The sequence below is a fragment of the Carnobacterium sp. genome (assembly GCF_032094055.1).
In the GTDB taxonomy this organism is placed as follows: Bacteria; Bacillota; Bacilli; order Lactobacillales; family Carnobacteriaceae; genus Carnobacterium_A.
Genome location: NZ_DAMDAK010000035.1, coordinates 13,508 through 24,367 on the forward strand (window position 1 = coordinate 13,508; position 10,860 = coordinate 24,367).

The following is a 10,860-nucleotide window of genomic DNA, read 5'->3' on the forward strand; positions in this document are numbered from 1 at the left end:
GAACAGCTTCGAAGTCCACATTTCCATCCGGTAACAAATCAACATGATCATAGCCCATTTGGTATTCTTTAAACGAACCAATGCCTTCTCCCGTAACTCCCACTATTTCTAGTAATGTATCATACGGAGATCCAGTAATATACAGTAGATCATCTCCTGGACGCATAACACCAAACAAAGCTGTAGCAATTGCGTGTGTGCCGGAAATGATTTGCGGACGGACCAATCCAGCTTCTGCTTTAAACACATCAGCATAGACTTCTTCTAATGTATCACGGCCATAATCATCGTATCCGTATCCAGTTGACGGATTAAAATTTTGTTCCGTAACTTTTTTGTCTCTAAAGCTTTTTAATACTTTATATTGGTTAAATAAGGCAACCTCATGGATTTGTTCATGAACCGGTTTGATTTTTTCTTCAATGTTTTTTATTCTTTCAACTAGCTCTGGTGCAAAGTGACTGTTCCAACTCATTTTAATTGATTCTCTCCATTCCATTTTGACTCTTTTTTTGCATAGCCTTTAACAATATAACTGTTTGTTTCTTCTTCATAGGTTTCAGCTGTTACTAAAGTTTCTTGTTTTAGTTGGACAAGCTTTTGTCCTTCTTCTACTCCTACTTCAATTTGATAAGGAACCATGATTTCTTGCATTTGATTTGTAATTTCCTCTAATAAAATTTCAATATCTGCTGGATCTTTAGCAGAAATCAATAGATTCGGATATAAACTCGGGAAAAACAATCCATCTACTAAATCTTTTTTATTGTAAACAGTCAACATGGGAATATGATCCATTTTTAGTTTTTTTAGTAGATCTATTACCGTTCTTTCATGCCCTGCCATGTTCTCTGCAGAAGCATCAACTACATGCAGCAGTAGATCAACACCACGCGTTTCTTCCAATGTAGATTGAAAAGCTTCGATTAATTCTGTTGGAAGATCTTGGATAAATCCAACCGTATCCGTTAATGTTACAGTTGTTCCTATTGGCAATACCAATTTACGTGTTAAAGGATCCAGTGTAGCAAATAACTGATTTTCTTCATAGGTCTTTGCTTGAGTTAAAGCATTCAATAGAGTAGATTTTCCCGCATTGGTATAACCCATTAGCCCAATTTGAAAAATCCCGCTTTCTCGACGGTGTATCCGATTACGTTCTCGGTGTTTTTCAGTATCTTTTAAGGCTCGCTTGATATCGCTGATTTGATTTCGAATATGACGGCGATCTGTTTCTAGTTTCGTTTCTCCAGGTCCTCTTGTGCCGATGCCGCCGCCTAAACGAGACAAATTGATGCCTTGTCCAGCTAAACGTGGCAGCATATATTGCAATTGAGCTAACTCCACTTGCAATTTCCCTTCTTTGCTTCGAGCACGCATTGCAAAAATATCCAAAATCAACTGAATACGGTCAATGATTTTCACATCACTCACTTCTTGAATATTCCGAGTTTGACCTGGTGTTAACGCATGGTTAAAAATGATTACATCTGCTTCAGTTTCTTCTATTAAATGAGTCAATTCTTCTAATTTCCCTTTGCCTAAAAAAGTACGCGGATCGAATCGCTCTCTTTTTTGCGTTATCTCTCCCACAACTTTTCCTAAAGCTGTTTCTGTCAATTGCGCCAATTCATCCAAAGAATAAGCAAAATCAGAATCTGTTTCAGTTGTTTGAACGCCGACGAGGATTACTTTTTCTTGTTCTTTTTTTGTTTCCATCACAATGACCTACTTTTCTTTTGGATTTGTTTTTGATTGTTCTTGTAAAAATTGTTGAATCTCTTCAACCAATTCTTTTTTAGTTTCCGGTTGTTTTACCAAATCCCACCAGCTGACAGCTGACAGCCGATTTCTAAACCAGGTTAATTGCCGTTTAGCATAACGTCTTGAATTTTGCTGAATAGCAGCAATCACTTCATCTAGAGAAGCTTCCCCTTTAAAATACGGCTGCCATTCTTTGTATCCAATTCCGCGTGTTGCTTGCGCATCTAATAATTGCTGTTCAGCCAACCAGCGCGCTTCTGATTCAAGTCCTTGCTCTACCATCAGATGCACCCGTTCATTGATACGGTCGTACAACATCTCCCGATCTGTCGTTAATCCTATTATTTTCATATTATACAACGGTTCTTTTATTTCCCGTTCGTTTTGATAAGAAGAAAATAACTGCCCAGTTACATGGTAGACTTCCAGAGCGCGAATAACGCGTCGGACATTATTCATATGGATTTTTTCAGCAGCTGTCGGATCAAGTTGTCTGAGCTCTTTCCATAAGTAGTTTGGACCATACTCAGCAGCTTCCTTTTCTTTTTGAGCTCGAAAAATTAAATCATTTTCTCCTGAACCGCCCAAACTGACCGCATACAGTAAAGATTCAATATATAATCCTGTTCCTCCAACAATAATCGGTAATTTACCTTTTGCGCTAATCTCTTGTATTAGCTGCCTTCCTCTTTTTTGAAAGTCAGATACAGTGTAACTTTCCGAAACAGCTACTTCATCAATCAAATAATGAGGAATCCCTGCTTGTTCTGTTAAAGATGCTTTAGCAGTTCCAATATTTAATTTTTTATAAATTTGCATGGAATCCCCGCTAATAATTTCGCCATTAAACTGTTTTGCTAAAGCAATGCTTAAGCTGGTTTTTCCAACAGCGGTAGGACCGACGATTACAATAATAGGTAGTTTAGTCACATTTCTCTCCTTTAAAACGTTGTTTCTAATTGATTTCGTAAAGCAATAGCTTTCTCCGGATAGTCCGTAATAATTCCAGATACTCCTTGATTAAAGCAATAAGTTAATTCCTGGTCTTGATTGATTGTCCAAAGACGGACAGCCATTTTCACTTCATCGGTTGCCACCTTTTTTCGATACCAAGATAAGTCTGGATGCCACATTGTTACAAGGATACCGGCATCTAACACCAAAAGGTCTCTTCCGTCTTTTTCAAATAATAAAGCAATCTCAACAGCAGGATTTAATTTTTTTAAACGAATAAGTGTCTGGTAGTTGAAACTCGAAAAAACGATTTTAAATTGGATTTCCGTTTTATCTATTAATTCAACCACTTTTTCTTCGATTCCCGGATAAGCATAATGATCTGTTTTAAGTTCAATATTCAATATTCCTTTAAACTGACGATCATTCAAAAAATCAATCACTTCTTGTAAGGTAGGAATACGGCAATCTGCATAGTCTTTATTGAGCCAACTGCCGGCGTCTAATTGCTTTAATTCTTGCAACGACAATTCTCGAACCAATCCTTTTCCATTACTTGTACGATCTACTGTTTCATCATGAATGACGACTAATTTATGGTCCTGACTTAAATGAACGTCTAGCTCAATTCCATCACTCCCGACACGGACCGCTTCTTCAAAAGCTGCCAAAGTATTTTCTGGATGAGTTCCTTTACTGCCTCTATGAGCAAAGACTTCGGTTTTATTCATAATGACCCTCCATTTATTAACGTTAACGTTTTTATTATAACATAGTCCACTACCGTTTCATTATTTTCATCTTTTAAAATAATGGATCTTTCTCGTGTTTTCTGACAAAATAGCGTAAAATAGACTATATCAAAAGAATGGAGGGGTGTCAGATGTATCTCACGCTTGAAGAAACAGCAGAATATCTGGATCTTACGATTTCAGAAGTTTACCGTCTTGTTCGTGAAAAGCAAATTCGCACCGTATCCGATGGGGAAGAACCCTTAGTTAACAAAGATCAATTTAACCTTTATTTAAAATCATTAGAACAATATAAGGCAGAGTTGATTGATTACTTGAATGATCCGCTGCCAGATGATAGCGACATTAAAGATGAGGACTAATAGACATACACCAAATAAAAAATCGCCTCTAAAGTGAGAGGCGATTTTTTATTTGGTTACTTTTTCTTTGTTTTTCCTGTCCAATCACGGTAACCGCCTTTAAGCCGGTACAACTCTTTATACCCTGATTTACGCAATTTAACAGCTGCTCGGCCACTTAAAGATTTATTATAATCATAAAGGTAGACAGGTTGATCTTTTCGGATTTCAGCCATTCTTGTTTTAAATAGCGAATAAGGAATGTTTCGAGCCCCTAATATATGTCCAGCATCAAAGTCTGTTTTTTCACGAACATCAATCAGTTGGACTTTCCGCATATTTTTTTTAAATTCTTCTTCAGTCAGTTCGACTGCCGCACGTTTCCGATTGAAATATTGATATAGCTCATAACCGCCCCACACTATAATAATAATCAATAAAACGGTGTTTAATAACACATTACCATTCAATTCAAAATACCCCTTTCCTCTCATACTCACATGAATAATTGTACACAAGAGAAAGGATTTTTACTAGCTTTTTTTGTATCTCTAACTAAGTGCTTAATTAAGAAGAAGATTTTTCCATTTCAATCAAAGGATAGAGCTTCTGCTCCTCTAGATCAATCATGTATTCAAAACGCCAACCATATAAACAATAACGCTGATTTTTAGTCATGCTGATTGGAGCATTATCGGGCAAATCAATAATAGGTTCAATTTTTCTTGTCTCAAAATTCAACTTTCCAAATTCAAATTCCCCTGATTCCAATTCTAATTGTGTTGCTTTTTTAGCAAATACTCCATAAAGATCTCCATTTTTTCCAGATTGCGTTAAATTAGGAAAAACCAATCGCTCATTCATAGTGACTTTTGGAATCGTAATAAATCCTTTATCAACCATAAAAGGATACTGCCTATTTAACAACAATTCTTCTTGATTGAAGTCGGAAGGAGAAAATGAAATAAATGTATCATTGTTTAAGTAAAACCCCGTAACTTGACTTTGAATACGCGTCATTTCATTTGTTCGGATATCGCCCATATACAGTTCGCCAGTTTGCAAGGTAAAATCATCTAAGTTATCTACATACAAATAAAGATTGCCAGAATACCAAATAGGAGTCAAAGATTTTGATTGAATATCGACCAATTGATTGGTTTCCATATCCCATTTTTGAATGATCATTTCTTCTTCCCATTTATAATAAGAAATAAATAATTGGTCTTGATCAACAGGATTCCAATTGACATTCAAATAACCGTTCGTTTCAATGGCTAGTTTTTGCTTTACTTCACCCGCTGAATTGATGATGCGCAGTTCGCCCCCTTCTTTGTCGGCAATTTGAACAAGGACAGACTGCTTGTCTTCAGAAATCGCAGTTGTTAAAATAATGGCTTCTGCTTCATACAACAATGTTAATTTCCCCGTCATTAGATTAAAGCGATAGAGGGTATCTTGATTTTCTTTCCCAGCATGCACAAGGAGTTCATCATCAGAAAGCCAGCCAACAACTTTCCTAAAATCTTCATAGTTTAATGGAAGTTTATGAGGGACGTGCTCTTTTTCTTTTTTTTCAGGGACAGACATATCTTTGCTGCAGCTTACTAAAAAGCAAACTGACAAGAAGACTAACACAAAGACGCTAAGCACAGTAAGCACGTTTTTTTTCATTTCATCACCTTATGTTTCTGGTTATTAGCAGTTAAATTAATGCTGTTACCCCTTTTCTTATTGGTCTTGATGCTTATAATTATAACACAGCTCTTTTTCTTTGGCATGTTTTAACTATTTGAGTTCTGGATTGGATTATCGTTGATGTTTATTAGATTCTTTTTTTGACTATTTGTCCTACATACTTTTGCCCAAAATAAAAAGACTTCCATTTTCATGGAGCCTTTTTTATTCGGTTCAGCTAATCACAGCTTATTCACTTTTACTCATAATACCTTTAATCAATGAACTAGCCCCAATAACCCCTGCATCATTTCCTAGTTGAGCCAAGCGTATTTTACAGCTGCTGCGAATAGCCGGGAATGTAAATGTATTAAAGTAATCTTGTACTTGTTCAACTAAAAATTCTCCTGCATTTGAGACCCCGCCGCCGATTACAATAGTAGAAGGATTCAATATGTTGGCAATATTGCCGCAAGCTAATCCTAAATAAAAAGCAACTTTATCAATCACTTTTACTGCTAACGCATCATTTTGCTTAGCAAAGTCAAATACATCTTTTGCCGTGACCAGTTGGCCATCATCAATAGCAACTTTTAACGTAGACTCCCCAGCGTATTGATCTGCATAATCTCGTGCTAAACGCACTACGCCAGTTGCGCTCGCGACTGTCTCTAGACAACCCTTTTTACCACATGTACAGTCATATCCATTGGGCTCCACAGTTATATGTCCTACTTCACCGGCTGCTCCGACAGACCCATGCAGTAAGTTCCCTTCAGCAACGATTCCGCCACCTACACCAGTACCTAATGTTAAAAAGGCCATATTATCTTCATTTTCTCCGGCACCTTTCCAGCGTTCCCCAAGTGCAGCTACATTAGCATCATTATCAATAGCAAAAGGAATACCCGTTCCTTCTTCAATTAACAACTTAACAGGCTGCAAGGTTTTCCAATTTAAATTGTAAGCGCCGATTACCGTACCGTTTTGCAAATCTACCGTTCCTGGCGATCCCATTCCGATTCCAATAAAATCTTCTTTTGTCATACCGTATCGTTCAATGTGTTCATTAATAGATGCCACAATTGAAGGGACTATTTTAGTCCCATCTTCAGAAATATCTGTTAACAAACTCCACTTTTGTTGTACTTCTCCTTCTTCAGTTAACACAGCTAATTTTACAGTTGTTCCGCCTAAATCAATCCCAATTAATTTTCTTGACATGTTGTATCCTCCATCACTCTTTATTTTCCATTTCTTTCTGTTCTTCCACCCGGTGTTCTTGTTTAAGAACTAAATAGGCTTTTAAGTATTCGTCATCTTCTATTAAGCCTTGTTCGTGTATCTTCTTTAATTCAATCATCATTAATTCAATATCCCACAAACGCTTTCCAACATAAATGAAAATACCATAGCGTTTTAACACTTGCTGCACTTCATAGAGAGTTTTCATTTTCTCACCACCTGCTAATTAACAAGAAACCGATTTTTCAAATAACCGATTGTTACAAATAAAACCACCATTACCAGAAAAATGACCGCATATAATATTCGCCTTTTTTTCCAACGAGGCAATGGATCTGCGACACTAATCGCAGTTGAGGCCAAGTAGCCTCCAGCAAATCCTCCAATATGACCGGCTAAATCAATAGAAGAATCAAAGATGCCAAAAACTAAATTGATTACAACTAACAGTAAAAAATTTTTAGACAGTTGCTGGATTGCCGGATTATGAGGATACGTTTTTCCTAACATTAAAGCTGCCCCAAATAGACCAAAAATAGCGGTGCTTGCTCCAGCAGAAATAGCATTATTCATAGCAAAACTAACCGCATTTCCAGCAAGCCCACTCAATAAGTAAATAAGAGCGAAACGCCAATGACCAAAAAGGCTTTCTAGTTGAATTCCAAGATAGTATAAAATAACTGAGTTCACTAAAAGATGCATCCACCCAATGTGTAAAAACATGGGCGTGATTAGCCGCCACCATTCTCCCCAAGCAATAAAGGGATTAAACTTTGCGCCAAATTCAATTAATGTCTGTGTATTTGTACTGCCTCCATTAAAAGTCATTAAAATAAACAACACAATTTGGATACCTAAAAAGGTATAGGTCAGAATGGGTTGTCTAAAAAAACGCTTTATTTTCATTTCCAATTGATAATCCAAGTCATCAACTCCATTCTTTATCGCATAAGTTACTATAATAAAAATGTCTGATGTACACTATTTTCTCATTATAGCATAAAAAACGATTGTTCGCGCTAACAGAAAAGAACAACAGCAGCTGATTTTAAAATGGCAGGTAAAAACGAAAATGATTCAACAAAAAAAGCCTGACAACAGGCTTTTTTCTAATAAACTATTCCATATTATCAATATCTTTACTTAAATCTTTAATCGCTTCTAAATTATGACTTTCATGCTCTTCTTCTGTTGCTTGTTCGCTCAGAGTAAATACTTCATTCTTAGATTTTTTGAAATCTGATGTTACAAAAACAACTTGTAAAGGATTTATATAAATGGAATCGCCATCTTGGTTTTGTAATAAAACTAATCGACTATCCAGCATACCGTCTTCTGTGTTGATTATTTCGTTAAATGCTGCTTGAGATACATTGACCTTTAAGGACTGACCATTACTAAAAAAAACTTCACATATATCCATCTGCAAAACCGTCCTTTCTCTAATTACTATGAGTATACCAAAGGTCGGACAGGACACCAAATAGAATGAATTTCTATTTTTCATTTCTGCAGGACGTTACTTTTTCTGCAGTAATTAAAAAATCAATAGGGATATCAAAAGTTTCCACTGGAAATGACCTTATTTCCTGTTCTTTAAAAACTAAAGAAAGAGTGGTTCCTTTATAATCTGCTAAAAACCGATCATAATAACCTCCGCCGAAACCTATGCGGTATCCTTTTTCCGAGTAAGCTAATCCTGGAACAATCACTAAATCAATTTTTGATTTAGGTACCGCTGTCAATGTTTTAAGCGGTTCTCGCAAACCAAAAGATGAAGTTTCCATAGGTGTAGTTGAAGAATACTTCACAAAATCCATTTCTCGGTTTTTTTTCGTCCTCGGCACAACAACAGTTTTCCCCTCTTTCCACGCTTTTTCAATAATTGGGTAAGTAGTTAATTCCAACTTTTGTGATAATGTTAAAGCTACTACTTCAGATTTTTTCCATTGTTCCGTTCCAAAAAGCAATTCATAAATACTATTTTCTTGTTCTTTTTTTTGTGCAACCGGCAAATTATTCAGCCGTTCGATTATTTGCTGCCGTATTTCCTTTTTTGACACTTGCTTTACCTCCTCAAGAAAAAAAGCGCTGAGCATAATTTCTCTCAGCACTTTTTCCTTTATCCTTATTTGCCAAATTCATCGTATAAAAAAACAACAGAAATTCTGTTGTTATTTTGTTTCACGATGTAAAGTAACGACGCGTTCGCGCGGGCAATATTTCTTAAATTCTACACGATCCGGATTGTTACGTTTGTTTTTCTTTGAGATGTAATTACGTTCTTTACATTCAGTACATTCCAATGTGATATTTACACGCATGATTTTCCCTCCAAGCACTAAACAATAATTGAAGTTACATTTCGTAAACTTCTGACTTAAATATCATATCATTTTTTTGAAAAACATGCTAGTATTTTTTTGCGGGTTGTAAAGTTTTTTTACTTTACGTATCTTTTTATTGTAATTTGTTTAAGTTTTTTTTACATTCTATGTTTCTATTAGATATTATGGTAAAATCAAACGTGAAGTTTAAATAAAAGAGGTGAAAATAGTGGATTTATGGATAATAGTGATTATCTTATTAATTATTGCCATTGCTTTAATTGGCTGGTCTTTTTATAAAAAAGATAATGGTGAAAAAATTAAAGAAGAATTTGAAGAACTATCTCTTCAATTATTACAAGACATTTACCAATTAAAAAAACGTGTTGCTGTCCTTGAAGAAGAACTAAATATTCATTCAGAAGAAACAGCTACATCAGCAAAAATTCATGACGTATTAAAAAAACATGTGATCACCTTATATACTCAAGGAGTAGCGATTGAAGACATCGCCAATCAAACGAGACTATCAGAAGCAACCATTAAAGTTGTGATAGATGACTATATCAATACAAAATAAAAATTTAAACGAAGGAGCTTTTTGAATGAGTAAACCCACATTACGTTACATGGCACTCGGTTTTTTGATTTCTGCCATCGTTCTGGCTGGATACCGTCTTTTCCTTTACGAGCCACAGGTAGGTGCTGATCATTCGACTACAAATGATTCTGTTACACTAAGCAAAGAAGAAGCATCCTATAAAGAAAAATATGAAAGTTTGCTAGCTGAAACAGAAGTTGCTAACTTAACTAAAGATAAAGAAAGTTCAAAGGACACTGAAACAGCTTCTTCTGAAAAATCAAAAGAAGAGGATTCAGCCACGAAATCAAGCGAATCAAGCAAGCCAGAAGTCGTTAAGACAACAATCGTCATTAATGATGGTGATCCAAGTAGTGTTGCTGTACAACAATTAGAAGATCAAGGAATTATTGAGGATTCATCTGAATTCGAAACATTCCTTGAAGAAAATGATTATATTTCACTTTTACGTCCTGGTTCTTATGAAGTAACTAGCGAAATGGATTTTCAGAAAATCGCAGATGTTTTAATGGGCCGTTAAACTCAAATACAAAAAAACCGCTAAATATTTAGCGGTTTTTTTGTGCTTCTTGTTGCTTTTTCTATTCTTCAGTGTCATCTGAACCAGCATCTTTAGCTACTTCAGCATCTAAGTTTTTATACTTCCCTACACGGAAATACGCATCAAATACTTGACGAGCAATTTGTGTGTTTTCACTACTTGTATTCGGTAACGGTAAATACGGTACCACTACTGTAACCGCAATTTGCGGATCATCATAAGGTGCATACCCAATAAACGTCCGATTTTCTACTGAAGAACCTTGGGCACTTTCTACAGGTCCAAAATAACTTGCTTCAGCTGTTCCTGTTTTTCCAGCAGCCTCGTATTCAGCGCCAATAAAAGCACTTCTTGCTGAACCGTTCGCTCCATGGACTACTTGGTACATTCCTTGCTGTACGCGGGAAAATTCTGTTTTTCCTACATTAACTGTATTTAAGATGTTAGGCTCTAATTGAGTTTCTACTGCTCCTAAATTGCCGTCTTCGTCTGTACCGCGAATTTCACTTACGATTCTAGGCGCAATCCGTTTTCCGCCGTTGGCTATAGTTGAGACATATTGAATCATTTGAATGGGTGTGTACGTATCATATTGTCCAAATGAGAAGAACAACGGTTGTACACCAGTAATATCTGTACCGACAAAACCAGTACCTTC

At 36.0% G+C, this 10,860-nt stretch carries 16 protein-coding genes; 3 read left to right on the top strand and 13 right to left on the bottom strand.

Annotation, left to right across the window (positions count from 1 at the left end; translation table 11 throughout):
* The 4 genes from RT405_RS07020 to RT405_RS07035 all read right to left on the bottom strand — a co-directional run.
* Window positions 1-475, bottom strand: a 475-nt coding sequence (locus RT405_RS07020; RefSeq protein WP_313468732.1) for a methionine gamma-lyase family protein, incomplete at its 3' end; no start/stop codon positions are given.
* Window positions 472-1,719, bottom strand: a complete 1,248-nt coding sequence (hflX, locus tag RT405_RS07025; RefSeq protein ID WP_313468734.1) for a GTPase HflX — start codon at window positions 1,717-1,719, stop codon at window positions 472-474. The genes RT405_RS07020 and hflX, both read right to left, overlap by 4 nt.
* A gap of 9 nt (window positions 1,720-1,728) precedes the next feature.
* Window positions 1,729-2,694, bottom strand: coding sequence for a tRNA (adenosine(37)-N6)-dimethylallyltransferase MiaA (miaA, locus tag RT405_RS07030; RefSeq protein WP_313468709.1), 966 nt, complete (start codon window positions 2,692-2,694; stop codon window positions 1,729-1,731).
* An 11-nt stretch (window positions 2,695-2,705) separates the two neighbouring features.
* The gene (locus RT405_RS07035) at window positions 2,706-3,449 is read right to left on the bottom strand and encodes a glycerophosphodiester phosphodiesterase (protein ID WP_313468711.1); all 744 of its coding nucleotides are present in this window, start codon (window positions 3,447-3,449) and stop codon (window positions 2,706-2,708) included.
* Window positions 3,450-3,601: 152 nt separating this feature from the next.
* Between RT405_RS07035 and RT405_RS07040 the strand changes: the two genes are divergently transcribed.
* Window positions 3,602-3,832: an excisionase family DNA-binding protein gene (locus RT405_RS07040; protein ID WP_313468712.1), complete on the top strand. Its 231-nt coding sequence runs from the start codon at window positions 3,602-3,604 to the stop codon at window positions 3,830-3,832.
* A 56-nt stretch (window positions 3,833-3,888) separates the two neighbouring features.
* Here the strand turns inward: RT405_RS07040 and RT405_RS07045 are convergent, their stop codons facing one another.
* The 8 genes from RT405_RS07045 to rpmG form a co-directional block, all read right to left on the bottom strand.
* The gene (locus RT405_RS07045) at window positions 3,889-4,281 is read right to left on the bottom strand and encodes a rhodanese-like domain-containing protein (RefSeq protein WP_396163428.1); all 393 of its coding nucleotides are present in this window, start codon (window positions 4,279-4,281) and stop codon (window positions 3,889-3,891) included.
* 97 nt (window positions 4,282-4,378) lie between these two features.
* The gene (locus RT405_RS07050; RefSeq protein ID WP_313468714.1) at window positions 4,379-5,401 is read right to left on the bottom strand and encodes a hypothetical protein; all 1,023 of its coding nucleotides are present in this window, start codon (window positions 5,399-5,401) and stop codon (window positions 4,379-4,381) included.
* 336 nt (window positions 5,402-5,737) lie between these two features.
* Window positions 5,738-6,712, bottom strand: a complete 975-nt coding sequence (locus RT405_RS07055) for an ROK family glucokinase (protein ID WP_313468716.1) — start codon at window positions 6,710-6,712, stop codon at window positions 5,738-5,740.
* A 13-nt stretch (window positions 6,713-6,725) separates the two neighbouring features.
* On the bottom strand, window positions 6,726-6,941 hold the full coding sequence (locus RT405_RS07060) for a YqgQ family protein (RefSeq protein WP_313468718.1): 216 nt from the start codon (window positions 6,939-6,941) through the stop codon (window positions 6,726-6,728).
* Between the two features lie 14 nt (window positions 6,942-6,955).
* Window positions 6,956-7,657 carry a rhomboid family intramembrane serine protease gene (locus tag RT405_RS07065; RefSeq protein ID WP_313468719.1) on the bottom strand — a complete coding sequence of 234 codons (702 nt, stop codon included), beginning with the start codon at window positions 7,655-7,657 and terminating at the stop codon, window positions 6,956-6,958.
* A 193-nt stretch (window positions 7,658-7,850) separates the two neighbouring features.
* Window positions 7,851-8,156: a hypothetical protein gene (locus RT405_RS07070; RefSeq protein ID WP_313468721.1), complete on the bottom strand. Its 306-nt coding sequence runs from the start codon at window positions 8,154-8,156 to the stop codon at window positions 7,851-7,853.
* 73 nt (window positions 8,157-8,229) lie between these two features.
* Window positions 8,230-8,796 carry a 5-formyltetrahydrofolate cyclo-ligase gene (locus tag RT405_RS07075; protein ID WP_313468723.1) on the bottom strand — a complete coding sequence of 189 codons (567 nt, stop codon included), beginning with the start codon at window positions 8,794-8,796 and terminating at the stop codon, window positions 8,230-8,232.
* A gap of 111 nt (window positions 8,797-8,907) precedes the next feature.
* A complete protein-coding gene (gene rpmG, locus RT405_RS07080) occupies window positions 8,908-9,057 on the bottom strand; it encodes a 50S ribosomal protein L33 (protein WP_034536796.1) in 150 nt (49 codons plus the stop codon).
* Window positions 9,058-9,289: 232 nt separating this feature from the next.
* Between rpmG and RT405_RS07085 the strand changes: the two genes are divergently transcribed.
* Together RT405_RS07085 and RT405_RS07090 are read left to right on the top strand one after the other, a co-directional pair.
* Window positions 9,290-9,640: a hypothetical protein gene (locus tag RT405_RS07085; protein WP_313468727.1), complete on the top strand. Its 351-nt coding sequence runs from the start codon at window positions 9,290-9,292 to the stop codon at window positions 9,638-9,640.
* A gap of 25 nt (window positions 9,641-9,665) precedes the next feature.
* Entirely contained in the window at window positions 9,666-10,181 is a 516-nt protein-coding gene (locus RT405_RS07090; protein WP_313468729.1) for a hypothetical protein, read from the top strand.
* Window positions 10,182-10,242: 61 nt separating this feature from the next.
* On the opposite strand, the gene RT405_RS07095 is transcribed toward RT405_RS07090, so the two are convergent.
* On the bottom strand, window positions 10,243-10,860 hold a 618-nt coding region (locus RT405_RS07095), incomplete at its 5' end, for a penicillin-binding transpeptidase domain-containing protein (RefSeq protein WP_313468730.1).